The organism is Stenotrophomonas sp. YJH_SMC_27 (assembly GCF_059369815.1).
Map to the genome: position 1 here is coordinate 157,105 of NZ_JCAFTA010000001.1, position 25,565 is coordinate 182,669.

Annotated in this window: 25 protein-coding genes; 21 read left to right on the forward strand and 4 right to left on the reverse strand. The window is 67.7% G+C overall.

Annotation, left to right across the window (positions count from 1 at the left end; all coding sequences use genetic code 11):
* Positions 1-37: 37 nt before the first annotated feature.
* Positions 38-1,018, reverse strand: a complete 981-nt coding sequence (locus AC5P7R_RS00695; protein ID WP_021202502.1) for a cation diffusion facilitator family transporter — start codon at positions 1,016-1,018, stop codon at positions 38-40.
* 140 nt (positions 1,019-1,158) lie between these two features.
* Entirely contained in the window at positions 1,159-3,408 is a 2,250-nt protein-coding gene (locus AC5P7R_RS00700; RefSeq protein WP_031269560.1) for a TonB-dependent siderophore receptor, read from the reverse strand.
* A 286-nt stretch (positions 3,409-3,694) separates the two neighbouring features.
* Between AC5P7R_RS00700 and AC5P7R_RS00705 the strand changes: the two genes are divergently transcribed.
* A complete protein-coding gene (locus AC5P7R_RS00705; protein WP_021202500.1) occupies positions 3,695-5,110 on the forward strand; it encodes a GGDEF domain-containing protein in 1,416 nt (471 codons plus the stop codon).
* 95 nt (positions 5,111-5,205) lie between these two features.
* Here AC5P7R_RS00705 and AC5P7R_RS00710 read toward each other — a convergent pair whose 3' ends face one another.
* A complete protein-coding gene (locus tag AC5P7R_RS00710) occupies positions 5,206-6,408 on the reverse strand; it encodes an MFS transporter (RefSeq protein ID WP_495213695.1) in 1,203 nt (400 codons plus the stop codon).
* A gap of 89 nt (positions 6,409-6,497) precedes the next feature.
* On the opposite strand from AC5P7R_RS00710, the gene AC5P7R_RS00715 reads away from it, so the two are divergent.
* The 15 genes from AC5P7R_RS00715 (at position 6,498) to map (ending at position 19,122) form a co-directional block, all read left to right on the forward strand.
* Positions 6,498-6,947 carry a winged helix-turn-helix transcriptional regulator gene (locus AC5P7R_RS00715; RefSeq protein WP_019659187.1) on the forward strand — a complete coding sequence of 150 codons (450 nt, stop codon included), beginning with the start codon at positions 6,498-6,500 and terminating at the stop codon, positions 6,945-6,947.
* Positions 6,948-7,020: 73 nt separating this feature from the next.
* On the forward strand, positions 7,021-8,148 hold the full coding sequence (locus tag AC5P7R_RS00720) for a metallophosphoesterase (protein ID WP_021202498.1): 1,128 nt from the start codon (positions 7,021-7,023) through the stop codon (positions 8,146-8,148).
* A gap of 132 nt (positions 8,149-8,280) precedes the next feature.
* Positions 8,281-8,964, forward strand: coding sequence for a response regulator (locus AC5P7R_RS00725; RefSeq protein ID WP_019659189.1), 684 nt, complete (start codon positions 8,281-8,283; stop codon positions 8,962-8,964).
* A complete protein-coding gene (locus AC5P7R_RS00730; protein ID WP_227851941.1) occupies positions 8,961-10,340 on the forward strand; it encodes a sensor histidine kinase in 1,380 nt (459 codons plus the stop codon). Before AC5P7R_RS00725 ends, AC5P7R_RS00730 begins: the two co-directional genes overlap by 4 nt.
* Positions 10,341-10,419: 79 nt before the next feature.
* The gene (locus tag AC5P7R_RS00735; RefSeq protein WP_478436288.1) at positions 10,420-11,256 is read left to right on the forward strand and encodes an alpha/beta hydrolase; all 837 of its coding nucleotides are present in this window, start codon (positions 10,420-10,422) and stop codon (positions 11,254-11,256) included.
* Between the two features lies 1 nt (position 11,257).
* Positions 11,258-11,617: an EamA family transporter gene (locus AC5P7R_RS00740; RefSeq protein WP_033834507.1), complete on the forward strand. Its 360-nt coding sequence runs from the start codon at positions 11,258-11,260 to the stop codon at positions 11,615-11,617.
* Positions 11,614-12,012 carry a DMT family transporter gene (locus AC5P7R_RS00745; protein ID WP_019659193.1) on the forward strand — a complete coding sequence of 133 codons (399 nt, stop codon included), beginning with the start codon at positions 11,614-11,616 and terminating at the stop codon, positions 12,010-12,012. Before AC5P7R_RS00740 ends, AC5P7R_RS00745 begins: the two co-directional genes overlap by 4 nt.
* 10 nt (positions 12,013-12,022) lie before the next feature.
* The gene (locus AC5P7R_RS00750) at positions 12,023-13,225 is read left to right on the forward strand and encodes a DegT/DnrJ/EryC1/StrS family aminotransferase (RefSeq protein WP_111098993.1); all 1,203 of its coding nucleotides are present in this window, start codon (positions 12,023-12,025) and stop codon (positions 13,223-13,225) included.
* A 174-nt stretch (positions 13,226-13,399) separates the two neighbouring features.
* Complete coding sequence (locus AC5P7R_RS00755) at positions 13,400-14,116, forward strand: MtnX-like HAD-IB family phosphatase (protein WP_021202493.1); 717 nt, start codon at positions 13,400-13,402, stop codon at positions 14,114-14,116.
* A gap of 48 nt (positions 14,117-14,164) precedes the next feature.
* A complete protein-coding gene (locus AC5P7R_RS00760; RefSeq protein ID WP_021202492.1) occupies positions 14,165-15,565 on the forward strand; it encodes an aspartate aminotransferase family protein in 1,401 nt (466 codons plus the stop codon).
* A gap of 29 nt (positions 15,566-15,594) precedes the next feature.
* Positions 15,595-16,659 (forward strand): GNAT family N-acetyltransferase, encoded by a 1,065-nt coding sequence (locus AC5P7R_RS00765; RefSeq protein ID WP_111102347.1) that lies wholly within the window; start codon positions 15,595-15,597, stop codon positions 16,657-16,659.
* Positions 16,660-16,662: 3 nt separating this feature from the next.
* Positions 16,663-17,547, forward strand: coding sequence for an arginase family protein (locus AC5P7R_RS00770; protein ID WP_021202490.1), 885 nt, complete (start codon positions 16,663-16,665; stop codon positions 17,545-17,547).
* A gap of 141 nt (positions 17,548-17,688) precedes the next feature.
* Positions 17,689-18,048 carry a bleomycin resistance protein gene (locus AC5P7R_RS00775; protein WP_021202489.1) on the forward strand — a complete coding sequence of 120 codons (360 nt, stop codon included), beginning with the start codon at positions 17,689-17,691 and terminating at the stop codon, positions 18,046-18,048.
* A 68-nt stretch (positions 18,049-18,116) separates the two neighbouring features.
* Positions 18,117-18,329, forward strand: coding sequence for a ParD-like family protein (locus AC5P7R_RS00780; RefSeq protein WP_019659200.1), 213 nt, complete (start codon positions 18,117-18,119; stop codon positions 18,327-18,329).
* Positions 18,330-18,339: 10 nt separating this feature from the next.
* A complete protein-coding gene (gene map, locus AC5P7R_RS00785; protein WP_031269556.1) occupies positions 18,340-19,122 on the forward strand; it encodes a type I methionyl aminopeptidase in 783 nt (260 codons plus the stop codon).
* Here the strand turns inward: map and AC5P7R_RS00790 are convergent.
* The gene (locus AC5P7R_RS00790; RefSeq protein WP_111098998.1) at positions 19,119-19,733 is read right to left on the reverse strand and encodes a LysE/ArgO family amino acid transporter; all 615 of its coding nucleotides are present in this window, start codon (positions 19,731-19,733) and stop codon (positions 19,119-19,121) included. The genes map and AC5P7R_RS00790 overlap by 4 nt on opposite strands.
* 106 nt (positions 19,734-19,839) lie before the next feature.
* Between AC5P7R_RS00790 and AC5P7R_RS00795 the strand changes: the two genes are divergently transcribed.
* From AC5P7R_RS00795 to AC5P7R_RS00815, 5 genes are all read left to right on the forward strand, one after another.
* Positions 19,840-20,733, forward strand: a complete 894-nt coding sequence (locus tag AC5P7R_RS00795; protein WP_021202486.1) for a LysR family transcriptional regulator ArgP — start codon at positions 19,840-19,842, stop codon at positions 20,731-20,733.
* Between the two features lie 78 nt (positions 20,734-20,811).
* Complete coding sequence (locus AC5P7R_RS00800; RefSeq protein WP_457894540.1) at positions 20,812-22,218, forward strand: TolC family protein; 1,407 nt, start codon at positions 20,812-20,814, stop codon at positions 22,216-22,218.
* The gene (locus AC5P7R_RS00805) at positions 22,211-23,224 is read left to right on the forward strand and encodes an HlyD family secretion protein (RefSeq protein ID WP_019659205.1); all 1,014 of its coding nucleotides are present in this window, start codon (positions 22,211-22,213) and stop codon (positions 23,222-23,224) included. Before AC5P7R_RS00800 ends, AC5P7R_RS00805 begins: the two co-directional genes overlap by 8 nt.
* Positions 23,209-24,396, forward strand: coding sequence for an ABC transporter permease (locus tag AC5P7R_RS00810; RefSeq protein WP_021202483.1), 1,188 nt, complete (start codon positions 23,209-23,211; stop codon positions 24,394-24,396). Before AC5P7R_RS00805 ends, AC5P7R_RS00810 begins: the two co-directional genes overlap by 16 nt.
* Positions 24,393-25,514, forward strand: coding sequence for an ABC transporter permease (locus AC5P7R_RS00815; protein ID WP_031269555.1), 1,122 nt, complete (start codon positions 24,393-24,395; stop codon positions 25,512-25,514). The genes AC5P7R_RS00810 and AC5P7R_RS00815 overlap by 4 nt, the downstream gene beginning before the upstream one ends.
* The last annotated feature ends 51 nt before the right edge of the window (positions 25,515-25,565 follow it).

Here is a 25,565-nt window from a genome sequence, read left to right on the forward strand (position 1 = left end):
TGCGCCAGGCATCTCCCGGCACGCGCGTCATCTTCGATCAGCGATGCACGTGACCGCGATGGCCCTGCGCGTCCTCGCCATGGTCGTGGGCCTTGTGGCCCTCGTGTCCGCCGCCCTTGGCCGGCGCCGGCCCGCCACAGGCTTCGCCACAATGGTCCGCTTCAATCTGCAGTGTCACGTGCTCGATACCGAAGTCATCATGCAGGCGACCGCCCAGCTCGCGGCGCAATGCATCGGCGTCGGTGCCGTCGCGCATCACGATGTGCGCGGTCAGCGCCGGCGTGCTTGAAGCCAGCGCCCACACGTGCAGGTCATGCACGTCCAGGACTGCGGCGTGGCCGGCCAGGCTGTCGCGCACCCTGGCCACATCCATGCCCTTGGGCACGCCTTCCAGCAGCACGTTGATCGCCTCACGCATCAGCACGTAGGTACGCGGCAGCACCCACAGGCCGATCAGCACCGCCAGGATCGGGTCGATCGGTTTCCATCCGGTCCACTTGATCAACAATGCGCCCGCAATCACTGCCACCGAGCCGAGCATGTCGGCCCATACTTCCAGGTAGGCGCCCTTCACGTTGAGGCTCTCGCCACTGCCCGCCTGCAGCAGGCGCATCGAGATCAGGTTGATGACCAGGCCCGCCGCAGCAATCACCAGCATGCCGGAGGAGGCGATCTCCTGCGGCTGGCGGAAACGGCCGACCGCCTCCCACAGGATGTAGGCGGCGACCACGAACAGCATGGCACCGTTGATCATCGCGCCCAACGCTTCCAGCCGTGCATAGCCGTAGGTGCGGCGCGCATCCGGCGGGCGCCGGCTCAGCCGCACCGCGACCAGCGCGATCATCAGCGCCAGCGCATCGGTGGCCATGTGTGCGGCGTCGGACAGCAGCGCCAGGCTGTTGGTCCAGAACGCGCCCACCACTTCGACGACGAGGAAGGTGGTGGTCAGGCCGAGTGCCCACCACAGGGGTTTCTCGTGGCGGATCTGGGATGGCAGGTGGTCGTGGTCGTGGCCCATGGCAACAGCTCCTTTGCGATGCGGTGCAGGCTACGCGGTGCCGGCGGGGGAGACTATTACGATGTTTATAACATTGCAGGCCACACGAGCCCTCGCCGGGCATGGCCCGGCGAGGGCTGCAGACCGACGACCGCCTGCGGTCAGAAGCCGAAGCGCAGGCTGGCCCAGTATGCGCGGCCCGGCTCGTTGTAGGTCGCCGCCCCGGCATCGCTGCTGTTGGCCTCGCGGAACAAGCGCTTGTCGGCCAGATTGTTCACTCCGAAACCGAAGCTGACCGTCTCGGTCACCTTGTAGCGCGCGCTCACGCCCCAGATGTTGTACGCGCCACGATCCTGCAGCGCGATCGATGCATCGCAGCTGCCAGTGCAGCGCGGGTCGTTGTTGATGTTGGTCGTGGCCGGTTCCTGCCTGCCGTAGAAGGTGCCGGTCAGCAACACGGACAGCCTGTCGGTGGCCTGCCAGTCCAGCATGGTGTTGATCGTGTACTTCGGAATCACCGACAGCGGCTGATGCGTGGTCTTGTTCTCGTTTTCCACCATGTAGGTGAAGTTGTTGCTCCACTTCAGGCGGTTGCCCTGCTCGCCCAGCAGCGGAATGACCAGGTTGCCTTCCAGCCCCTGCACGATCGCCTTCGGCGCGTTCTCCCAGCGGAAGATGCGGCCCTTGGTGTCGGCGGTCAGCCCGATCTGGGTGTATCCGGCCTGGATCTTGTCCTTGTAATCGTTGTGGAAGTAGGTCAACGACGCCTGCCAGCCGCTCTGCGGTGCCCACTCGATGCCCAGTTCCTTGTTCAGGCTGGTTTCCGCCTTCAGGTCCGCGTTGCCGCGCATGTAGCAACCGGCGCCCAGGCTCGGCAGCGCATTGGGGCAGCCGTTGCCGCGGGTGTAGTAGAGATAGTCCGGATTCGACTGGTACAGGTTCGGCGCCTTGAACGCGCGGGCAATGCCGCCCTTCACCACCCAGTCGCTGTTGATGCGGAACTGCGCATTGAGGCTGGGGCTGGTGTTGTTGCCGAACTGGCTGTGGTGGTCGAAGCGCAGGCCCGGGGTAACGATCCAGCGCTCACCCAGGTAGATGTTGTCTTCCACGAACGCCGCCGTGGTCTGCGCGTCGGCCTTGCCCCGCGCACGGTCGGCCGACAACCCTGGAATACCGCCGCCGCTGCTGCTGGACTGGCTCATCGAATACGGATCGGTCAGGCGGCTGTCCAGGTATTCAAAGCCGAGCGTCCAGATGTTCTCTGCGCCGCCCAGCGCGGTCGGGAAGCTCACTTCGCCATCCAGTTGGTAGTTGCGCAGGCGCGAGGTAGACCAGTCGGTGCCGTTGAAGCTGCCTTCCGGGCCACCGGCCAGGCCTTCATTGATGCGCGAGTTGTTGACCGCCTCGACTGCGGCCGTCACCCGCGAAGTGACATCACCCCAACGGCCGCGGTGGGTGACCGCACCGGTGTTGCGGTACATGCGGTTGGTCTCCGCTTCGCCCTCGGCCAGTGCCGCCAGATCGACGCCGGTCGAGGTACCGGTGGTGCTGACGGCGCGGTCGCCGGCGTAGATGTTGCCCTGGCGGCTGGTGCCGGCTTCGAACTCCACCACCTGGTTGGCGGTCACGTCCCAGCGCAGCAGCGCGTTGACGTCGCGGTTCTTGACACCCTCGCGGCCGGCTGGCGGCACCGCGTTCGGATTCGTCGCGTACCGGCGATTGAGGTCCAGCGAATCGGCGTCGGTCCTGTTGAGATTGCCGTACAGGCGGAACGACAGGGTATCGGTCATCGGCCCGCTGAGCTGCAGGCCGACGCGCTCGCTGCCCCCTTCGGCGCTGTGCTCGGGCACCAACCCAAACAGGTCGACCGCACCGGTCAGATCGCCGGTCGGGTGCTTGGTGATGATGTTGACCACGCCGCCGGAAGCACCGGAGCCGTAGCGTGCCGCCGCCGGGCCGCGCAGCACTTCGATGCGCTCGATCATTTCCGCCGGCACCCAGTTGGTATCGCCGCGGGTATTGCGCTCGCCGCTGCGCCCCATGCGCACGGCATCACGGGCACCGACGCGCTTGCCGTCGACCAGGATAAGGGTGTTTTCCGGGCCCATGCCACGCAGGTCGATCTGGCGGTTGTTGCCGTACTGGCCCGAGGCGCTGTTGCCGGTCAGGTTGACGCCCGGCATGGTGCGCAGCAGTTCGGCGATGTCGTTGGCCGGCGGGCGCCTGGCGATGTCCTCAGCGGTGATGGTCGAAGTGCCCAACGCCTGGCGGGCAATCTGCGAGGCGGTGACATGCACCGTGTCGATATCGGTGGCGTCGGTTTCAGCCTTGGCGATCAGGGCGCTGCCCGCCAGCAGGGCGGCAACGGCAAGCGCCAGCGGGCGCGGCGAGAGGACAACGGCAGGAGACATGATCTGGACCTTCTGGCAGGGCAACGGGGCCTCTGGCAAAGGGCTTGAGGCAACGACAAGGGGGAGGCGGAGCGTCGCTGCAGTCGCCTGCGGCCCGATCCGTGCGTACATTCTCCCATCAATGCGAGTGATTCTCAAATGCGTTCACTCATTGCCGCAGGGGCACGGATGTGCTTTGCGCACCGTGCAACGCTGCACCGCGCGTAAACTGGCCGGCTAACCCGCCATCAACCGCACGCCGCCACGGCCGATACCCGTGGTTTGTCGTACGCAGTCAGAGATCGACGTGGAAACACCGCAACTGGACGATGCCAGCCAGCCGCTGGCCGAAGCCTGGCAGCACTGCCTGCAACAGGCTGGCCCTGCCGCCACCGCGCTGCTCAAGGCCGCAGCCACCGATGCCCCAGCCGTGCTGGCACAGCGCTTTTACGAAGTGCTGCTGCAGGACGGGCGTGCACGCCGCTTCCTGTCCCACGACCAGGTCAAGCAGCGCCTGCAGCCGGCCATGCAGCGCTGGCTGGTGCAACTGCTGACCACTGATCGCGACAGGATCGCCAGTGCCGTGGCCTCGCAACGGGTGATCGGCGATGTGCATGCCCGGGTCGGCATTCCGGTCGACCTGGTCACCCGCGGCGCGCGCGTGCTCAAGCACGAGCTGTTCGTGCGCCTGCGCGACGACGCACCCGACAGTGCCACCGCGTTCGCCGCCATCGACTGCCTCAGCGCAATCATGGACATCGCCATGGAAGGCATGACCCTGGCCTACACCCATGCGCGCGAACGATCCACCCGTGCCGATGCGGCCTACCGGTTGTTCTCGCTGGTGCAGAACGTCAGCACCGAGCGCGAGCGCCAGCGCGCCCTGCTGCTGGACTGGGAAAACGCACTGCTGTACGCACTGGCCGGCCACGTGCAGGCCGGCGAAAGCGCCAGCCTGGCGACCTCGGAATTCGGCCTGTGGTTCACCCACAAGGGCATCCCCAGCTTCGGCGAGAGCAGCGAAACCCAGCAGGTCGGCCAGCTGATGGCCCGCATCGACGGGAACCTGCAACAGGCAAGCAACGATGCCCCGGCGCAGCGGCTGGCGGTGCTGCCGGCCATCCGCGAGGATCTGGCCGCCATCCGCACCCTGATGACCCTGCTGTTCGAGCGCATCGGCGAACTGGATGCCGGCAGCGATGCGCTGACCAACCTGCTCAACCGCCGCTTCCTGCCAACCGTGCTGCGGCGGGAAATCGAGCTGGCCACGCGCAACGGCACGCCGTTCTCGCTGCTGCTGCTCGACCTGGATCACTTCAAGGCGATCAACGACGGCCACGGCCACGATGCCGGCGACCGCGCGTTGCAGCACGTGGCCGGCCTGCTCGGCCAACTCACGCGGGGCAGCGACTACCTGTTCCGCTATGGCGGCGAAGAATTCGTGGTGGTGCTGGTGGCGGCCAGCGAGTCGCAGGCGACCGTGATCGCCGAGAGCCTGCGCCGGCAGATCGCACAATCACCGGTAGCACTAGCCAATGGCCAGGTGCTGGAGCTGACCGCCAGCATCGGCGTGGCCGGTCACGATGGTCATCCGGACTACGAGCGGTTGATGGCACGCGCAGACGCGGCGATGTACGAGGCCAAGCGCAGCGGCCGCAACCGCGTGGTGGTGGCCAGCGCGGACCTGCAGGAAGCCCCGGGGCGGCGTGCACTGCAGCGATGACGACAGGACAGGTAGAGTCGACCGCTGGTCGACTATCGCGCGCAGCGCGGGATTTTTCGCACGCGGGGCGAAGAGCAGTCGACTGACAGTCGACTCTACCGACAGTCGACTCTACCGGTTCGCGCGCCAGCCGATGCGTTGAACGCCACCATCCGCCATGCTGCCCACCACAGCAGCGCCAGCAGCGCGATGCCGGCGCCCAACAGGCACACTGCTGGCCAGCCATGCCGGGCCTGCACCCAAGGCCCCGCAGCCGCACCCGCCCCACTGCCAACTGCATAGAACAACATGTACAACGCCACCAGGCGCCCATGCTGTTCTGCCGGTGCACGCAGCAACAATCCCTGGTTCGAGACATGGAGTGCCTGGCCGCCGAGGTCGAGCACGACCACACCCAGCAAAAGCAAGGACAGCGAACGCGGCAGGCCCAGCAGCGGCCACCACGCGACCAGCATCAACAACAGCGCGCCGAGGCTGACCCGATGCGCGAAACCACGGTCCATCCAGTGTCCGACCCGCGCCGCCATCAGCGCACCGACCACGCCGGCCAGGCCGAGCGCGCCGATGGCTGCGGTTGACCAGTGCAGCGGCGGTGCCGACAGCGGCAAGGGTGCCGCCGCCCAGAACACATTGAGGCCGGCAAACAGCAGCAATGCCAGCGGCCCGCGCTCGCGCAGCGTTCGATCGCGGCGCAGCATGCCCAGCATCGAGCCGATCAGGTCGCGCCAGCGCGGCGGCACTGCGGGTATCGGCACGGCCGGCAGGCGCCGCCACAGCAGTACGGCCAAGGCCGCCATCAGCGCTGCCGAAAGCAGATAGACCGCTTGCCAGCCGGCAATGGCCGCCACCGTGCCGGACAGCACACGCGCCAGCAGCAGCCCGATGAACACCCCACCCTGCACCACCCCCACCACGCGCCCGCGCTGGGCGGCCAGAGCCATCGCTGCCGTATAGGCGATCAAGCCCTGGGTGAGCGCGGTGCCCAGCAGTCCGGCCAGCAGCATGGCCGACAGCAGCCAACCGGTCGTGCGTGCCGCTGCCAGCCACAGCAGGGCCGCCACCAGTGCCGCCAGCTGCAGCCGCAGCAGGCGCCGCCGGTCACCGCGATCGGCCAGCGGCAGCAGGCCGAGCAATGCAAGCACGCTGCCGGCCTGGGTTGCCGCCAACACTGCGCCCGCCACGGCACGGTCCAGTGCGAAGGCCTGTGCCAGCCGATCCAGCAGCGGTTGCGCGTAATAGACGTTGGCCACGCTGGCGCCGGCCGCGACCGCGAGCAGGGTCAGCAATGGGCGGGACATCGATGCGCTCATGATGTAGTTGCAATTTGAAACTTGATGCAGGCTATCGCCATTGGTTTTAAACTGCAACCACATTCGGAGGCCCCAGCATGCACGCCAACAGTCCCTGCCCCGTTGCCCGCAGCGCCGACCTGCTCGGTGATCGCTGGGCACTGCTGGTGATCCGCGATGCCTTCGACGGCGTCAGCCGCTTCGGCGACTTCCAGCGCAGCCTCGGCGCGGCGCGCAACATCCTCAGCGATCGCCTGCGCAGGCTGGTCGAGGCCGGCATCCTGCAACTGCAACCGGCCTCCGATGGCTCGGCCTACCAGGAATACGTGCTCACCCACGCCGGCCAGGAACTGTTCCCGCTGCTGGTCGCGCTGCGCCAGTGGGGAGAACGCCATCGCTTCAGCGCCGGTGAAACCCATTCGCAGTTGATCGAATCCAGCACGCGGCGACCACTGCCCTACATGCAGCCACACGGGCGCGACGGTCAGCCGCTGCAGGCCGCCGCCACCCGCGTGCGCAAGCTCAAGGACGACCGGCGCGGCGCCTGATCCGCCCACTCGCGCACACCGACGGACGCCCGCGCCGGTTAGCATCGGATCTTTCCGCCGCTGGATGCCGCCGATGTCGCGCTGTCGCCCTTCCCTGCTGACCGCCCTGCTGTTGCCGCTGCTGGCCTGCGCCACAGCAACCACGCAGGCCCGCGAGGTTGCCGCGCCCGCCGACCACGTGCAGGCCGATGGCCCCTATGTGTTCCGCCAGGGCGACCAGCTGCAGGCCAAGTGGATCTGCGACGACAAGGTCGAGTCGCGCACGCTGGCCATCAACACGACGGGCACCGATATCGCGCCGCGCTGTGGCTACGAGCACACCGTACATGTGGCCGCGCCGAACGCACCTTCGATTTCCGTGCTGCCGGCTGCACCGCGCATCGTCGCGCTGTCGGACATCCATGGCCAGTACGGGCTGCTGGTGCGCCTGCTGCGCGCCCACCACGTGATCGACGCGGAGGATCGCTGGGCGCTGGGCAAGGACACACTGGTCATCGCCGGCGACGTGTTCGACCGCGGCCCGCAGGTGACCGAGGCGTTCTGGCTGCTCTACGGCCTGCAGCAGCAGGCCGCCGCCGCCGGTGGCGCCGTGCACTTCGTGCTCGGCAACCACGAAACCATGGTGCTGTACGACGACCTGCGCTACGTCAACCCGAAGTACCTGCGCAGCGCCCAGCTGCTGGGCCGCAGCTACCCGCAGCTGTATGGTGCCGATTCGGTGATCGGGCAGTGGCTGCGCACCCGTCCGGTGCTGCTGAAGATCGGCGATACCCTGTTCCTGCACGGCGGCATCTCGCCCGAGGCGGTGCAGCTGGCGCTGGACCCGGCACGCACCAACGCGGCCTATCAGGCCTCGCTGGGCCTGCCCAAAGCCGAAGTGAAGGCCGACCCGGCCACGGCACCGCTGTATGACGGCAAGACCAGCCCGATCTGGTACCGCGGCTATTTCGATGGCCGCCTCGACACCGCGGGTGTGCAGGCCGTGCTCGACCGCCTGCAGCTCACCCGCATCGTGGTCGGCCACACTTCGATGCCGCACGTCAGCAGCTTCCATGGCGACCGCGTAATCGCGATCGACAGCAGCATCAAGAACGGCGAGAACGGCGAACTGCTGTTCATCGAGGATGGCAAGCTCAGCCGTGGCCTGCTGGATGGTTCGCGGGTGCCGCTGGCGCTGGGTGAGCCGGGCCTGCAGGACTGAATGGAGGGACAGCGCGACGGTGCCGGGAGGTGCCGGCGCGCTCCACCTTCACCCGGTTTGCGGCTACCCTTCGGCAGCCGAGAGGCCCAACCCGTCCATCCGGTGGGCCTGACCGTTACAGGAGCCCCGCGCATGCGCGTTCTGATTGCTGAAGACGACCCGGATATCGCCTCCGGCCTGTGCGCCTCGCTGCGCCGGCAGGGGCACGTGGTCGACCACGTCGACAACGGTGCGCACGCCGATGCTGCACTGGGCTCGACGCAGTACGCGCTGCTGGTGCTGGACCTGGGCCTGCCGCAACTGGATGGCCGCGACGTGCTGCAACGCCTGCGCCAGCGCGGCGATGGCCTGGCGGTGCTGGTGGTGACCGCACGTGACGGCCTGGCCGAGCGGGTACGCGTGCTCGACCTCGGCGCCGATGACTACCTGGTCAAGCCGTTCGCACTGGACGAATTCGAAGCCCGCGTGCGAGCACAGCTGCGGCGGGTCACCAGCAATGGTAATCCGGACCTGCGCGTCGGCCGCTTGCGCCTGGACTTGGCCGGGCACCGCGTCTGGATCGACGACCAATCACTTGAACTGACCGCACGCGAGTTCGGCCTGCTGTCGGCGCTGGCCGTTCGCGCCGAGCGCATCGTATCGCGCGCGCAGCTGGTGGAAGCGCTGTGCGACTGGGGCCAGGACCTGACCGACAACGGCCTGGACATCGCCCTGCACCGCCTGCGCCGCAAGCTGCAGCCCGGCGGCATGGGCATCCGCACCGTGCGCGGGCTGGGCTACATGCTGGAAGACGCGCAGGACGACAGCGCCCCGTGATCAGTGGACCGCCCAGCCTGCGCCGGCGCCTGCTTGCCTTCCTGGCGCTGCCGATGCTGGCCCTGCTCACTTTCAATACGATCCTGGCCTACTACGTTGCGCTGGACTACTCCAACCGCATCCACGACCGCAACCTCATCGACGACACGCACTCCTTCGCGCAGATGCTGAGCGGCATGCCGGTGACCAGCGAGCTGTCACCTCAGGCGCGCTTCCTGATCGAGTACGAGCCCGACGGCCATCGCTATTTCAACGTCGACAGCAGCCGCCAGGGGACACTCAGCGGCAATGCGGATTTCAGTGCCTACGCGCCTTCGCAGGAATGCACCGGCGTGGACCCCACCCTGTACGACGGCATTCTCAACGGCCAGCCGGTGCGCATGGCCACCGTCTGCACGCGTGCGATGAACGATCCGCAGGACCAGCTGGCGGTGACGGTGGCCGAAAGCATGGCCGAACGACGCCAGCGCGCGCGAGAGATCCTGATGATCATCATCCCGCTGATGACCATGCTGGCGCTGGGCACCGCCGCGCTGGTCTGGTTCGGGGTGACCCATGGCCTGCGCATCCTGACCCCGCTGAGGACCCGCCTGGCACAGCGCCGCGGCGAACTGGCGCCGATCTCCGACGCCGACGTGCCGGAGGAGATCCAGCCGCTGATCAGCACCATCGACGATCTGTTTGCCCGCCAGGCGGAAATGATCACCCTGCAGAACCGTTTCATCGCCGACGCCGCGCACCAGCTGCGCTCGCCGTTGGCCGGCATGGCCCTGCACGTGGACCAGGCACTGGCGCATGGCGACCCGGACACGGTGCGCGAGGCACTGCAGCACATCCGCCGGCTCAACCAGCGCACCGCGCGGGTCAGCACCCAGCTGCTGGCGCTGAGCCGGGCGCAGACCGTGCCCGATACCGTGGAGGCACTGGACCTGTGCGAACGGGTGCCACAGTGGGTCGGCATGCGCGTGCCCGAAGCGATCCGCGACGGCATCGACCTGGGCTACCTCGGCAGTCCCCACCCTCTGCGCGTGCTCGGCAACGGTGCCCAGCTGCAGGAGGCACTGGACAACCTGATCGACAATGCGCTGCGCTATGCCGGCCGCGGTGCGACCGTCACCGTCGGCGTGCATGCGCTGGACGACAATGATGTCGAACTGTATGTGGAAGACAACGGTCCCGGCGTGCCGGACGACGTGATGCCACGGCTGGGCGAGCGCTTTTTCCGGGCCCCCGGCACCACTGCCAGCGGGACCGGCCTGGGCCTGGCCATCGCCCACGAAGCGGTGGAACACTTCGGCGGCCGCCTGAGTTTCCTGAACCGGCCCGGTGGTGGACTGAAGGTCGCCATCTCGCTGCCGCTGCTGAAGGCATCCTGACCCGGCCGGGACGCTGAAAGGCTGGCGAAAATCGCGCTTGCGATCCTGACCCTCCCCACTGCCGTCCCGGAGCCGCCAGGTGACCGAATCGCACGACTTCTTCCTCCCCGGTGGCCGCCAGGGCGTGCTGCTGGTCCATGGCCTGACCGGTACCCCGGCGGAAATGCGCATGCTGGGCAAGGGCCTGAACAACGCCGGCTTCACCGTACACGGCGTGCAGCTGCCCGGCCATTGCGGGAGCGTGGATGACCTGCTGGCGACCACCTGGGAACAGTGGTACCAGGGCGTGGAGGATGCGGCGGCCACCCTGCGCGGCAAGGTCGACCAGCTGTTCGTCGGTGGCCTGTCGATGGGCGCGGTGCTGTCGCTGGCACTTGCTGCTCGACGACCGGACTGGGTGTCCGGCGTCGGCGTGTATGGCGCCACGTTCCGCTACGACGGCTGGAACATACCCGCTGTCGCCCGCCTCTCGTTCCTGCTGCCGTGGTTCAAACGCTTCAACATCGGCCGCGACCGCATGTTCATGGAAGAACCGCCGTACGGCCTTCGCGACGAGCGCCTCCGTGCGCAGGTCAGCGCCGCCATGCTGTCCGGCGACAGCGCCGCCGCCGGCCTGCCGGGCAATCCCTGGCACGCGCTGGCCGAGATGCGTGCGCTGAGCAACTGGACCCGCCGCCACCTGCACCAGGTCACCGCACCATGCCTGGTGATGCACGCCCGCGAGGACGACGTGGCCAGCATGGGAAATGCCGAACTGGTGATGTCGCGGGTCAGCGGCCCAAAGGAACTGGTGGTGCTGGAGGACAGTTACCACATGATCACCATCGACCGCGAACGCCGCGAGGTGATCCGCCGCAGCGCGCGTTTTTTCACCGAGATCGGTGAACGCAGCGGCGTGCTCAAGGCGGTGGCCTGAAATGGGGGTACTTGCCACGCTGCTGTGGCTGGCCAATGTGGTACTCGATACCGGTGGCCAGCTCGCCTTCAAGGCCGCCGCCAGCGATCCGCAGGAAGGCGAAGGACTGCAACGCTGGAAACACATGCTCAGCCGCCCCTGGCTGTGGATCGGCATCGCCTGCTACGTGCTTGAGTTCGTCGCCTGGATCGCGTTCCTGTCGTTGGTACCGTTGTCCAAGGGCGTGCTGTTGGGCTCGATCAACATCGTCGCGCTGATGATCGCCGGCCGTTTCCTGTTCCGCGAGAAACTCACGCCGCTGCGGGTGACCGGCATGTTGCTGGTCACGGCGGGCGTGGCGGTGGTGGGGGCCGGCTCATGAGGCGCCTGTATGTCATCGGCTTCCCGCTGCTGATGGCCTTCGACACACTGGCCCAGCTGTGCTTCAAATACGCCGGCGACGCCGCGCTGCCGGTCGAGGCCAACACGGCGTGGCTGCTGCGCGTGCTGTCGCAGCCGTGGGTGTACGGCGCCATCCTCGGCTACGTGGGGGCGTTCTTCACCTGGATGAGCCTGCTGCGGCATGCGCCGATCGGTCCGGCGTTCGCGGCTTCGCACCTGGAAGTGATCAGCGTGCTGCTGCTGTCGGCGTGGCTGTTGAACGAACCACTGACCCTGCACCACCTGGTCGGTGCGGTCCTGATCGTGGCCGGCATCGCCTGCCTCGGTCGCGCCGAAGCAGACGATCCACACAGCCCCGCCGCAAGCACGCCATGAGCGCGCGGCGATGAGCCTGTTCGCGCGCGAACTGCCGCCGACGGCTGGCCTGCCGATGCAGGCCAGCGACTTCCTTCCCGGTGGAGGCGACCTGCGCGCGATCCTGGCCAGCCAGCTCGGCACACCGCCACTGCAGCTGACCTGTTCCGGCACGCACGCGCTGCTGATCGCGCTGCGTACGCTGCGCAAGCGTGCGCCCAAGCGCGACACCGTGATCCTGCCGGCCTATACCTGCCCGCTGGTGCCGATCGCGGTGCACAGCCTGGGCCTGCGCGTGCAGCTGTGCGATACCCGCCACGGCCATTTCGACTTTGATCCCGGCCAGCTCAGGCGTCTGGCCGATGCGCGCACGCTGGCGATCCTGCCGACCCACCTGGGCGGGCGCATCGCCGATGTCGAACTGGCCTGCGAAGTCGCCCGCAACGCCGGCGCCTGGGTGATCGAGGACGCCGCACAGGCACTCGGCGCACGGGTCGGCAACAGCAGTGTCGGCCTGCGTGGCGATATCGGATTCTTCAGCCTGGCTGCCGGCAAGGGCCTGAGCCTGCATGAAGGCGGCCTGCTGGTCAGCCGTGACGACGAACTGCGTGCTGGGCTGGCCGAACATGCCGCCGAACAGGTACGTTTCAGCCTGCGCTGGGAGCTGCTTCGCAGCGTGCAGCTGCTGGGCCTTGCCGCCTGTTACCGCCCCTCGCTGCTGTCGCTGGTGTACGGCAATCCTCTGCGCAGCGCCCTGCAACGCGGCGATCTGGAAGACGCGGTCGGAGACATTTTCCCGCTGGACATCCCGCAGCACCGGGTCAGCCAGTGGCGGCAGAACGTGGGCGCCCACGCCGCACGGCGGCTGCCTGCGTTCCTGCAGGCCGGGCGCCTGCGCGCACTGCAGCTGCGTGTGCAGCTGGCACAGCTGCCGGCGGTGGAGGTCGTCGATGGCCTGGCCGGCACCGGCGGCACCTGGCCGATGCTGATGCTGCTGCTGCCCAGCCAGCGCGCCCGCGATGCTGTACTGAAAGACCTGTGGCCACGCGGGCTCGGCGCCAGCCGCATGTTCATCCATGCCCTGCCCGACTACGCGTACCTGCGCGGCATCGTGCCGCAGGACGACATGCCCAACGCACGCGACTTCGCCGCACGCATGCTGACGCTTGGCAACAGCGCCTGGCAGACCCGTGAAGAGACGGCCGAAATACTGCAGGTGCTGGCCCGCGCGTGACTTCAAGACGCACGAATAGACCGCACCTCACGCATTCATCCATGCACCTTCCTGAACGCTTTCCCAGCCCGTCAATGAAGCCTTTCAACAGGAAAGGAACGAGAAAGGCGGCCTGCCTACATTGAGCTTGCCCCGGCATCGGGCCGGGCGTTTCTTTCATCGACGGACCTGCCCATGCACTGGAGCATCCTGTGTGACTTCGATGGCACCATCAGCCTCGAAGATGTCATCGACGCGCTGCTGGAAAAGTACGGCCAGCCGGGCTGGCAGGAACTGGAAGACCAATGGAAGGCTGGAAAGATCGGCTCGCGCGAATGCATGCAGGGCCAGGTGCGGCTGCTGAAGCTGGACCCGGCCACGCTCGATGCGCACCTGGACCAGGTGCAGATCGATCCGGGCTTCGTCGCCTTCGTCGCCCGCGCCGAGCAGCTGGGCGTGCCACTGCGCATCGTCAGCGACGGCCTGGATTATGCGATCCACCGCATCCTCGCCAACCATGGCCTGTCGCGACTGCCGGTGGTGGCCAACCACCTGCGCTGGTGCGGGGACCACTGGGAACTGGAATCGCCCTACCAGGCCGAAGGCTGCCGCAGTGGCACCTGCAAATGCACCTGCGCCGCGCAGGCGCGCGCCAACGAAGCACCGCGCGTGCTGATGATCGGTGACGGCAGCTCGGATTTCTGCGTATCCGAAGATGCCGACTTCGTGTTCGCCAAGCGCCGCCTGATCACCCATTGCGCCAATGCCGGCATCGGGCATGCCGCCATCGCTACCTTCCACGATGCAATCGCGCTGTTGCCGCGCCTGCTCGATGGCAGCCTGCTGCAGCCACGCCGCATCGACGCCAGCCCGCAGCCCACCGCACTGCCCCTGCTGCTGGCCACCGCCTGAGCACGCCCCCGCCACCTCTTTCGAACGTCCTTCACGGAACCGAACTGCATGAACATTTTTGACAAGAACGCCGACGCGGCTGCCTCCGATGCGCGGCTGCTGGCCGACGAAGCCCGCTACAGCTCCTTCGGCGATACCGTCCACTACGTCGACCCGCCGAAGATCTTCCAGCGCGGCGAAGGCAGCTACATGTTCGACGGTGCGGGCGTGCCCTACCTCGACCTGCAGATGTGGTACTCGGCCTGCAACTTCGGCTACAGCAACAAGCGCCTGAACGACGCGCTGAAGGACCAGATCGACACCCTGCCGCAGGTCGCCAGCCAGTACCTGCACCCGACCCGCGTGCAGCTGGCCAAGACCATTGCCGTGGACATGCACGAGAAGTTCGGCCTCGACGGCCGCGTGCACTTCAACGTCGGCGGCGCGCAGGCCATTGAAGACTCGCTGAAGATCGTGCGCAACGCGCGCGGCGGCAAGAGCCTGATGTTCGCCTTCGAAGGCGGCTACCACGGCCGCACCCTGGGTGCGTCGTCGATCACCTCCAGCTACCGCTACCGCCGCCGCTACGGCCACTTCGGCGAGCGTGCGATGTTCATCCCGTTCCCGTACCCCTTCCGTCGCCCGAAGGGCATGACCCCGGACGAGTATTCCGACCACTGCGTGTGGCAGTTCGAGCGGCTGTTCGAAAGCGAGTACAACGGCGTGTGGGATCCCAAGGTCGGCCAGGCCGAGTACGCCGCGTTCTACGTTGAGCCGATCCAGGGCACCGGCGGCTACGTCATTCCGCCGCGCAACTTCTTCACCGGCCTCAAGCGCGTGCTGGACAAGTACGGCATCCTGATGGTCGTCGATGAAATCCAGATGGGCTTCTGGCGCACCGGCAAGCTGTGGTCGATCGAGCACTTCGGTGTCACCCCGGACGTGCTGGTGTTCGGCAAGGCGCTGACCAACGGCCTGAACCCGCTGTCGGGCCTGTGGGCTCGCGAAGAGCTGATCAACCCGACCGTGTTCCCGCCGGGCTCCACCCATTCCACCTTCAACTCCAACCCGCTGGGCACCCGCCTGGGCCTGGAAGTGCTGAAGCTGGGCAAGGAAATGGACTACGAGCGCACTGTGCCGGAGAAGGGCGCGTACTTCCTCGACGGCCTGCGTGGCCTGCAGAAGCGTCACCCGGAGATCGGCGACGTCGACGGCCTGGGCCTGGCGCTGCGTGCGGAAATCTGCCAGGCCGACGGCTACACCCCGAACAAGGAGCTGCTGGACCGCATGGTCGACATCGGCCTGGCCGGTGACCTGCTGCACGACGGCAAGCGCATGGGCCTCGTGCTCGACGTGGGTGGCTGGTACAAGAACGTGATCACCTTCGCGCCGTCGCTGGATATCAGCTACGAAGAGATCGACCTGGCGATCACCCTGCTCGACCAGGCGCTGACCAAGGCCAAGGGCTGAGGCTGGCTGCGCTGCCGGTTCCCGTGCCGATGGAGATGACGTCACGCGCATCCAGCACCGCGCTGGAACCGGCCGCGCTGCTGGAGGGTTTCCTGGCCCACCCGCCGCTCGGGTTCGAGGCGGGCCGCCTTCCCAGTGGCCTGCCGACCTTCCGTGCGCCGCTGGACCTGACCACCACGATGGACGACGAACTGCGCGGCAGGCTGCTCGGCCTGCCGCTGTCGCGCCTGTGGCGGCCATGGATCACCTGGAAGACCCGTTTCGTCGGTGCCACCAGCACCGAGTACACCCCGCTGCCGGCGCACGTGGCGCCGGAGGCGCTGGCCGAGGACGTGACGCGTCACGCGATCGGCGATACCCGGCTGCTGGTGGTCAAGGACCTGGCCATGGATTCACCGCTGCTGGATGATGCCGCCAACGCGCACAGCGGCGCCTTCCTGCAGGCCTTGCTGGCACGCGGCTTCGTTGAACTGGAAGGCATGCCACTGGCCTGGGTGGCGATCGATTTCGATTCGATCGATGGCTATCTCGGCCGCCTGTCGTCCTCGCGCCGCAAGAACATCCGGCGCAAGCTGCGCTCGCGCGGTGAGCTGCAGATCGACTGCATCGCCACCGGTGATCCGGCCCTGGCCGACCCGCAACTGCAGGGCGAACTGTACGCGCTGTACCTGGGCGTGTATGCGCAGAGCGCGGTGCATTTCGACCAGCTCGACCTGCCCTACTTCCAATACCTGCTGGCCGACAGCCAGGGCCAGGGCCGCATGTTCCTGTACCGCCACCAGGGTCTGCTGATCGGCTGGAACCTGTGCTACATCCACGCCGGAAAGCTGGTGGACAAGTATATTGGCCTGGCCTACCCGCAATCACGCGAGCACAACCTGTACGCGGTCAGCTGGATGCACAACATCGAGTACGCCCTGCAGCACGGCCTGAGCCACTACGTGGCCGGCTGGACCGACTCGCGCATCAAGGCCGAACTGGGTGCGCGCTTCACCTCCACCCGGCATGCGATCCATGCCCGTTCCCCGCTGCTGCGTGCCGCCCTTCGCAGGCTGGCCCCGTACCTGCAGGGCGAACCTGATGGAGGCGGTTGAACGATGCCGGTGCGTTCGCCGCTGATCCTGGACCTGGACGGTGGCGTGCTGCCGCTGCCCCGGGCGCAGATCCTGGCCCTGCCGCAGTGGCACGACCCGCTGCGCTTTGCCTGCAGCAATGCCACCCTGGACCGTTTCGCCGCCGAAGTGCTGGCACCGCTGCCCGCGCAGCTCGGCACGGTCATGCTCGGCAGTGGTGACTTCCACCATCTCAGCCTGCCGCTGCTGCGCCGCATGCATGGGCAGGCGCCATTCCAGCTGGTCGTGCTGGACAACCATCCGGACAACATGCGTTTCCCGTTCGGCATGCACTGCGGCTCGTGGGTAAACGCCGCCAGCAAGCTGCCGCAGATCTCGCACATCCATGTGCTCGGCGTCACCTCCAGGGACATCGGCCTCGGTCATGCCTGGGAGAACCACTGGCGACCGCTGATGTGCGGTCGCCTGACCTACTGGTGCATGGATGTGGACGTGGGCTGGGGCCATCGCCTCGGCATGGGCCACGCCTTCCGCCGTTTCGAGCATCCCGAGGCCCTGGTCGCCGCGTTCGCCGCCGAGCAGGCCACGTCACCGCAGCCGACCTATCTGTCGATCGACAAGGATGTGTTCGCCGAGGACGTTGCCCGCAGCAACTGGGACCAGGGCCGCTTCCAGCTGGAACACGCGCTGGTGGTGATCGAAGCACTGCGCGCCGGTGGCCTGGTCGGCAGTGACATCACCGGCGAAGTGTCGCTGGCCCACTACCGCAGCCGCTTCAAGCGCTGGCTGTCCTCGCTGGATGGCCAGCCCGACATCCGTGTCGATGACCTGCCCTCGTGGCAGGCGCGGCACCAGCAGGTGAACCGCGAGCTGCTGGCGGCTATGGCTTCGGTGCCAACCGCCTGCTGACCGCGTCCGGTCGTGCCGGCCGCTGGCCGGCGTAGCTCCGGTAGTGCCGGCCGCTGGCCGGCAACCTCGTTGTTCCCGGGCGCATGCGGATGCCGGCCAGCGGCCGGCACTACACTGGACTTCCGCCCCGGAGCCGCCGCGATGCCCCAGACCGTCATCCCGCAACTGCGCATGCACCACGCCGATACCACCCTGCCGTTCTACGTGCAGGGACTGGGTTTCGTAGTCGACTGGGAACACCGCTTCGAACCAGGCTTCCCACTGTTCGCCCAGCTCACCCGCGACGGCCAGACGATCTTCCTCACCGAGCACAGCGGCGACTGTGAGGCCGGCGGCGCGGTGTACTTCATCGTCGAGGACGTAGACGCGCTGCACCGCGCCTTCAGCGCCGCGGGTGTCCCCATCGAACAGCCGCCGCATGACACCGAATGGGGCAGCCGCGAGATGCGGCTGCGTGACCCCGACGGCAACCGCCTGCGCTTTGCCACCGACGTGGACTGAACGATGCGGCCTTGAGCTGGATATACGAAACACATACGATTCGTATATTCACCCCTCCAGGACCGCCCATGGGCATCGTCAACATCGATGACACCCTGCACGACCAGCTGCGCCGTGCCTGCACCGTTTCCAGCCGCTCGATCAACGCCCAGGCCAACTTCTGGATCCGGGTCGGCATGCTGTGCGAAATGAACCCGACGCTGAGTTTCCAGGACATCGTCGCCAGTGAACTGCGCGCGGCCGGGGTGCAGCCGCCGCTGCTGGCGCCAGGTCAGGCCTGAGTCCATGGGCATCATCAAGCGCCCCGACGAGATCGCGCTGATGGCCGAATCGGGTCGCCTGCTGGCCCAGGTGTTCGCCGCACTCGACCAGCTGCCGCTGCAGGGCCGCAGCACGATGGAGATCAACGATTTCGTAGAACGCATGATCGTCGACGAGCTGCAGGCGCGGCCGGCCAGCAAGGGCCAGTACGGCTTCCCGTACGTGCTCAATACCTCGATCGACAACGTCATCTGCCACGGCGTGCCCAGCACCACCGACGTGCTGCGCAGCGGCCAGATCGTCAACCTCGACATCACCCTGGAGAAGAACGGCTACATCGCCGACTCCAGCACCACCTACCTGGTCGGTGAGGTCGACTACGCCGCGCGCCGGCTGGTGCAGACCGCCTACCAGGCGATGTGGAAAGGCATCGCTGCGGTGCGCCCCGGCGCGCACCTGGGCGATATCGGCCACGCCATCGCCCGCCACGCGCGCAGCCACGGCTACAGCGTGGTGAAGGAATACTGCGGCCACGGCATCGGCCAGGAAATGCACGAGGAACCGCAGATCCTGCACTACGGCCATCCCAACACCGGCAGGGTGCTGGAAGAAGGCATGGTGTTCACCATCGAGCCGATGCTCAACCAGGGCAAGCCGGCCATCCGCCAACAGCCGGACGAATGGCCGGTCTACACCCGCGACGGCAAACTGTCGGCGCAGTTCGAGCACACGGTGGCGGTAACCCGCACCGGTGTGTGCGTACTGACCCTGCGCCCCGGCGAAGCGCCACTGTGCGCGGTGGACGCGGCCTAGAGCGGACGCAACAGCAACAGTGTCGCCAGGCAGAACATGAAGACCGCCACGGCGGCATCCAGCACCCGCCAGGCACCTGGCCTGCGGAACACCGGCTGCAACAGGCGCGCGCCATAGCCCAGAGAACAGAACCAGGCCACGCTGGCCAGGCACGCCCCGGCGGCGAAGGCCCAGCGCAGGTCACCCGGGTAGCGCGTGGACAGACTGCCCAGCAGCACCACGGTATCCAGGTAGACGTGCGGATTGAGCAGGGTGAAGGCCAGGCAGGTCAGCAGCACCTGGCGCGCGCTGCCGCCCTGCGCCTCGGCCGCGGCCAGTGCACTGCCTCCGCGCCACGCGCGCAGCCCTGCCCGCAGGCCATACCACAGCAGGAACGCGGCGCCACCGAAGCGCAGCACCTGCAGCAGCAGCGGCCACTGCAGCACCAGCGCGCCCATGCCGCCGACGCCGGCCAGTATCAGCGCGATGTCCGCGCCGGCACAGGCAGCCACCACCGTTCCGACATGCCGACGCTGCAATCCTTGTCGCAGCACGAAGGCATTCTGTGCGCCGATGGCGATGATCAGGCCGGCACCCGCGAACAGGCCGGCGGCAATGGCGGCGATCCACATCAGGAAGGCCCAGGCAGCGAGGGGACGCGCAGGGTGCGGCCAATTGCCCTGTTTAGACAATCTGATTTTTCTTTATCCTGTGCAGGAAAACTGAAGAGGCGACGGCATGGACCTGGTACATCCGCAGCTGGCCGCATTCGCTGCGGTGCTGGAAGAAGGCAGCTTCGAGGCCGCGGCACGCCGCCTGTCGATCAGCCCGTCGGCACTGTCGCAGCGGGTCAAGGCGCTGGAAGACCGCCTCGGCCAGGTACTGGTGGTGCGCCAGGCACCCTGCCGACCGACCGCCGCGGGGGAAGCACTGCTGCGCCGGGTACGGCCGATGCAGGCACTGGAAGCCGAGGCGCTGGCCGAGCTGCTGCCCGAGCGTGGCAACGACGCTGCGCGTACGCCCATCCCCCTGGCGGTCAACGACGACTCGCTTGACACCTGGTTCGTGCCGGCCATCGCCGACCTGCACCAGCGCCATGGCTACCTGTTCGACCTGCGCATGGACGACCAGGACCACACCCTGCAACTGCTGCGCGATGGCAGCGTGCTCGGCGCGGTCACCGCCGAAAGCCAGCCGGTGAAGGGCTGCAACGTATACCCGCTCGGCGCCATGCGGTACCAAGCGATTGCTTCGCCCAGCTTCGCCCGCCAGTACTTCAGCGACGGCATGCAGGCTGCGGCACTGGCGCGCGCACCGATGCTGGTGTTCAACCGCAAAGATGAACTGCAATGGCGCTTCGTGCGGCGCCTGACCCGCGCGCGCCTGCAGCCGCCGCTACACTACCTGCCCTCCTCCACCGGTTTCGTCGAAGCCGCCGCGTGCGGACTCGGCTGGGGCATGGCCCCGGAAACCCTGGTCGCGCCCGCCGTGTGCGCTGGCCGCGTGGTGGTCCTGGAACCCCGCCGCTGGCTCGATGTGCCGCTGTACTGGCAGCATGCCGCCGTGCGCTCAAGCACGCTGCAGCACATCACCCAGGCGCTGCGCACTGCGGCCAGCGGCACCCTTCGTTGAGGACGAAACGATGATCGCAGACCCGGGCTTCACGCCGCGCGCACTACCGTTTGCGCACTTCTTTACCACTGGGACGGCATGGGCGTGATCGGCCGACGTACAAGGATGCACCGCGCGAAGGCCGCACTGGCGCTGGTGCTGGCGACCTGCCTGCCAACCGCTGCCCCCGCGCAGCCCACCAGCGACGCCCCCGCATTGGACTGGGAACAGGCACGGCAACGCCTGGAGCAGGTCTCCGATGCGCTGGCGGCCGCTGATGCAGCGGTACGCAACAAGCAGGACCTGCAGGACGCCACGCGCCTGCTGCGCCTGCCGGAGATCACCGGCGAAGTGCGCCGGCTGCAGTTCCAGAAGACCCTGACCCTGCCACTGGGTTCGCTGGCGCCGGTGGCTGAAGCCTTCGGTATCGATTCGCCACTGTCGTTCACCGAGCGCGACTGGCGTACACGCCCGGTAGTGACCGCGGTGCTGCCGCTGTACACCGGCGGCGTGATCCCGGCCGCGCAACGTGCGGCCAGCGCCGCCCATGAGCAGGCCAACGCCGAGCGCGAGGCACAGCGCCAATCATTGACCGTGCAGCTGGCCCAGGCCTACTTCGGCCAGCGCCTGGCCGAGCAGGCGGTGGAAGTGCGCCGCGACGTACGCGACGGCCTCAACCGCCACCTGTCCGATGCAGAAAAGCTGGAGCGCGAGGGCTTCGCCACCCGCGCCCAGCGCCTGCAGGCCACCGTGGCCCGCGACAAGGCCGAGCGCGAATACCAGAAGACGGTGAACGATCTGGCTACGCTGAAGGCCGCGCTGGCCACGCTGCTGCGCAGTGGTGGCGAGGTGCAGCCGGTGTCGCCGCTGTTCGTGCAGCGCGTGCCGATGGAACCGGTGGCCAGTTTCGAGCGCACGGCGCAGGCGCGCCAGCCGCAGATCGCGCGCTTGCGGGCGATGGTGGCGCAGGCCGAACAGGGCGTGCGCGTGCAGCAGGCCAAGCTGAAGCCGCAGATCTTCGCCTTCGGCCAATACGACTTCCGTCGCCGCGACGAGATGCTGACCGACCCGGACTGGGCGTTCGGCATCGGGCTGAAGTACACCTTCCTGTCACCGAACTCGCGGCCGGCGCAGATCAGCGCCGCGCGTGCACAACAGGACCAGGCCGAAGCCGGCCTGCGCGAGGCCGAGAACCAGGTCGCACTGGGTGTGCGCAAGGCCTGGAACGAACTTGAGACCGCGCGCCAGCAGTTCGTGCTGCTCGACAGCAGCATCGCCCAGGCACAGGAAAACCTGCGCCTGCAGGAGCTGGCATTCCGCGAAGGCCAGGCCACCTCGCTGGATGTGATCGATGCGCGGCTCGGCCTGGGCGGCGCCCGTGTCGAGCGCGCACAGGCCGCCTACCAATACGACATTGCGCTGGCACAGTTGCTGGAGATCAGTGGACAGATGGACCGTTTCGAAGAATTCCGGCGGCGTGCGGACGAGGTGATCGACCATGAGTGATGTGCTGCACGACGATGCGACGACGCCCCCCGGCAAGCGACGGCTGGGACCGATCCTGCTGGTGGTCCTGCTGGTCGCGGTGGTGCTGGGCCTGTGGCTGGCCTGGCGCAGCCCGGCCGACCAGATCCAGGGCATGGCCGATGCGGATACGATCAACGTGGCCGCCAAGATCACCGCGCGCGTGGCCGAGCTGAAGGTGCGCGAGGGCGATCGCGTGCAGCCCGGGCAGGTGCTGTTCCTGCTCGACAGCCCCGAAGTGGCCGCCAAGGAACAGCAGGCGCACGGCGCATTGGCGGCTGCGCAGGCGGTGGCCGACAAGGCCGACGAAGGCGCGCGCAGCGAAGACATCCGCGCCGCCGAAGCGAACTGGAAGCGCGCCGAAGCCGGCGCGGCACTGGCCGAAGCCACCTACCGGCGCGTGCAGAACCTGTTCAACGAAGGGGTGATGACCCGGCAGAAGCGCGATGAAGCGCATGCCCAGGCCACCAGTTCGCGCGAACTGGCCCGCGCCGCCCGCGCGCAGTACGACATGGCCCTGGCCGGCGCCCGAGAGCAGGACAAGCGCGCCGCGCAGGGCCAGGTGCAGCAGGCGCAGGGCGCGGTGGCCGAAGTCAACGCGGCGCGTGCCGAAGTGGAGGGACGCGCGCCGGTGGCGGGCGAGATCAACAAGCGCATGGCCGACCCGGGCGAGCTGGTGCCGGCCGGCTATCCGGTGTTCACCCTGGTCGACATCGACCGCATGTGGGTCGCCATGAACCTGCGCGAATCGCAGATGCAGGGCCTGAAGGTCGGCAGCAAGCTGCAGGGCAGCGTGCCGGCGCTCGGCCTGGACGGCGAATTCGAGGTCTACTTCATCAATCCGGCCGGTGACTATGCAACCTGGCGTACCACCCGCCAGTCGTCCGGCTATGACGTCCGCAGCTTCGAGGTGCGGGTGCGCCCGGTACGCCGCATCGAGGGCTTCCGCCCCGGCATGAGCGTGCTGTTCGCATGGCCCCAGCACTGAGCCCGGACCGCAACGGCTTCGCCGCTTCGTGGCGGCGCGAGCTGCAGTCGCTGCGCAGCAACCGTGCCGACCTGCTGCTGGTCACCTTGCTGCCACTACTGATGCTGGTAGTGATGGCATGGATGTTCACGCCGTCGGTGATGCGCGATATCCCGATTGCTGTGGTCGACCTTGACCACAGCAGTGACAGCCGCCTGCTGCTGCGCATGCTCGACGCAAGTCCCGGCGTACGCGTCGCCAGCCAGCCAGCGGACCTGGAGGAGGCACGTTCGCAGCTGCGCCGCCTGGACGTGTTCGCCATCGTGCTGGTGCCGCGCGATGTCACCCGGCAGGCGCTGCGTGGGCGCCAGGGCACGGTGTTCGCCTATTACAACGCCACCTACATGACCACCGGCCAATCGGCGTCGCGCGACATCGGCGAGGCGGTTTCCGCATGGAACGCACGCCTGCTGCGCGAGCGCATCGGCCTGCAGGTCGGCCCGGGCAAGCTGCGCGCGGCGCCCATCGCGGTGCAGTCGGACATCCTCTACAACCCGGCGCGCAGCTACGAATTGTTCCTGCTGCCACTGATCTTCCCGGCGGTGCTGTCACTGGTACTGGCACTTGCGGTGGCCGGCAGCCTCGGCCGCGAGATCCGCGATGGCACCCTGCCCGCCTGGCTGGCTCGCACGCCGTGGTCGGCGATCGCCGGCAAGGTCGCGCCGTACCTCCTGCTGTTCTCGCTGTATGGCGCGCTCGGCATCAGCTACCTGGCCTGGCTGCGCGGCGATGGTGTGGCCGGCAGCGTGCTCCTGCTGCTGCTCGCCCAGCCGTTGTTCTACCTGGCCACCGCCGCCTACGCGCTGTTCTTCGTCGGCGTCACCCGCGACATGGGCACCGCACTGTCCGCGGTGGGCCTCAGCATCGGCACCGCACTGGCGTTCTCCAGCGCCACGTTCCCGGTGCTGGACGGGCCGTTGTTCACCCGCATCTGGCATCAGCTGCTGCCATTGAGCGCCTACATCAAGCTGCAGACCCAACAGCAGTTCATCGGCTCGCCGCTGCAGGTTTCGGCATGGCCGCTGGCTACGCTGCTATTGATGACGGTGGTGGCCGGGGGCATCGGCGGGCTGCGCCTGATCGCCTTTGCGCGTACCCCAGAAGCCGCACAGCCGGCGGGGGGCGACGCATGAGCGTACTCTGGCGCAGCCTCCGGCAGACCCTGATGGCGGTCCTGTGCGACCGCTACGCGATCGTGGTGATGGTCGGTGCGGTGATCCTGTATTCGTTCTTCTATCCAGCCGCCTACCGGCACCAGGTGGCCGGCAACCTGCCGGTGCTGGTGGTGGACGAAGACCACAGCGCGACCAGCCGCGAGCTGCTGCGCAAGCTCGACGCACTGCGCGTTGCGCGCGTGGTCGGGCAACCGGCGGACGTCGACAGCGCACGCCAGCAGCTCGAAGCCGGCCACGCCGAAGGCATCGTCGTGATCCCGGCCAACCTGGAGCGCGACATCCTGCGCGGCCATCCAGCCAAGCTGGTACTGCTTGGCAACGGCGCCTACCTGGGCCGCGCCAGCTGGGTGCTGGGCAGCGTAGCTGACGCGCTGGGTGCGTTCGGGCGTGATGCCGTGGTCGGCCAGGCCGCCTTCATGGGTGCACCGCAGGCCCCGCCGGTCACGCTTGTGCAGCGTCCGCTGTACAACACCCAGGAAGGCTATGGCAGCGCGATCGTGCCCGGGGTGGCCGAGCTGATCGTGCACCAGACGCTGTTGATGGGCATCGGCGTTCTGCTCGGCGGCCGCCGCCTCGCACTGGGCCGGCGCCTGCGCTTCGACCTGCCGACGCTGGCCGGCATGGCGTTGGGCTTCGGCCTGATCGGACTGTTCGGCCTGTTCTGGTACGCCGGTTTCACTGCCTGGGCGCAGGACTACCCGCGCGGCGGCAACCCGATAGGCCAGCTGCTGGGCGGCACCTTGTTCGTCGCCGTCACCGTGGCCTTCGGCCTGTTGGTCGGCAGCTTCTTCCGCACCCGCGAGCGCGCCTTCCAGTACATCGTCGCCACCTCGATCCCGCTGTTTTTCCTGGCCAACCTGTCGTGGCCGGCGGTGATGACGCCGCAACCGCTGGTCTGGCTGGCACAGCTGCTGCCCACCACCTCGGGCATCAACCTGATGGTGCGCCTGAACCAGATGGACGCCCGCCTGACCGACGTCAGCCACGAACTGATCACCCTCACCCTTCTGCTGCTGCTTTACGGCAGCCTCGCCGCCTGGCGCCTCCTGGCCCGAAACGGGGACGGAGGGGATTAAGTCGCAGGCAACCTGTTCAAGGGCCGCGGCATGGCCGCTTCGAGCCGACGC

Coding starts and splice junctions, on each gene's coding strand:
- AC5P7R_RS00810 (WP_021202483.1), top strand. CDS start 23,209: ATGGCCCCAGCACTGAGCCCGGACCGCAACGGCTTCGCCGCTTCGTGG.
- AC5P7R_RS00780 (WP_019659200.1), top strand. CDS start 18,117: ATGGGCATCGTCAACATCGATGACACCCTGCACGACCAGCTGCGCCGT.
- AC5P7R_RS00755 (WP_021202493.1), top strand. CDS start 13,400: ATGCACTGGAGCATCCTGTGTGACTTCGATGGCACCATCAGCCTCGAA.
- AC5P7R_RS00760 (WP_021202492.1), top strand. CDS start 14,165: ATGAACATTTTTGACAAGAACGCCGACGCGGCTGCCTCCGATGCGCGG.
- AC5P7R_RS00710 (WP_495213695.1), bottom strand. CDS start 6,408: ATGTCCCGCCCATTGCTGACCCTGCTCGCGGTCGCGGCCGGCGCCAGC.
- AC5P7R_RS00700 (WP_031269560.1), bottom strand. CDS start 3,408: ATGTCTCCTGCCGTTGTCCTCTCGCCGCGCCCGCTGGCGCTTGCCGTT.
- AC5P7R_RS00805 (WP_019659205.1), top strand. CDS start 22,211: ATGAGTGATGTGCTGCACGACGATGCGACGACGCCCCCCGGCAAGCGA.
- AC5P7R_RS00695 (WP_021202502.1), bottom strand. CDS start 1,018: ATGGGCCACGACCACGACCACCTGCCATCCCAGATCCGCCACGAGAAA.
- AC5P7R_RS00745 (WP_019659193.1), top strand. CDS start 11,614: ATGAGGCGCCTGTATGTCATCGGCTTCCCGCTGCTGATGGCCTTCGAC.
- AC5P7R_RS00795 (WP_021202486.1), top strand. CDS start 19,840: ATGGACCTGGTACATCCGCAGCTGGCCGCATTCGCTGCGGTGCTGGAA.
- AC5P7R_RS00740 (WP_033834507.1), top strand. CDS start 11,258: ATGGGGGTACTTGCCACGCTGCTGTGGCTGGCCAATGTGGTACTCGAT.
- AC5P7R_RS00750 (WP_111098993.1), top strand. CDS start 12,023: ATGAGCCTGTTCGCGCGCGAACTGCCGCCGACGGCTGGCCTGCCGATG.
- AC5P7R_RS00725 (WP_019659189.1), top strand. CDS start 8,281: ATGCGCGTTCTGATTGCTGAAGACGACCCGGATATCGCCTCCGGCCTG.
- AC5P7R_RS00720 (WP_021202498.1), top strand. CDS start 7,021: ATGTCGCGCTGTCGCCCTTCCCTGCTGACCGCCCTGCTGTTGCCGCTG.
- AC5P7R_RS00775 (WP_021202489.1), top strand. CDS start 17,689: ATGCCCCAGACCGTCATCCCGCAACTGCGCATGCACCACGCCGATACC.
- AC5P7R_RS00770 (WP_021202490.1), top strand. CDS start 16,663: ATGCCGGTGCGTTCGCCGCTGATCCTGGACCTGGACGGTGGCGTGCTG.
- AC5P7R_RS00765 (WP_111102347.1), top strand. CDS start 15,595: ATGGAGATGACGTCACGCGCATCCAGCACCGCGCTGGAACCGGCCGCG.
- AC5P7R_RS00715 (WP_019659187.1), top strand. CDS start 6,498: ATGCACGCCAACAGTCCCTGCCCCGTTGCCCGCAGCGCCGACCTGCTC.
- AC5P7R_RS00790 (WP_111098998.1), bottom strand. CDS start 19,733: ATGTGGATCGCCGCCATTGCCGCCGGCCTGTTCGCGGGTGCCGGCCTG.
- AC5P7R_RS00800 (WP_457894540.1), top strand. CDS start 20,812: ATGGGCGTGATCGGCCGACGTACAAGGATGCACCGCGCGAAGGCCGCA.
- AC5P7R_RS00815 (WP_031269555.1), top strand. CDS start 24,393: ATGAGCGTACTCTGGCGCAGCCTCCGGCAGACCCTGATGGCGGTCCTG.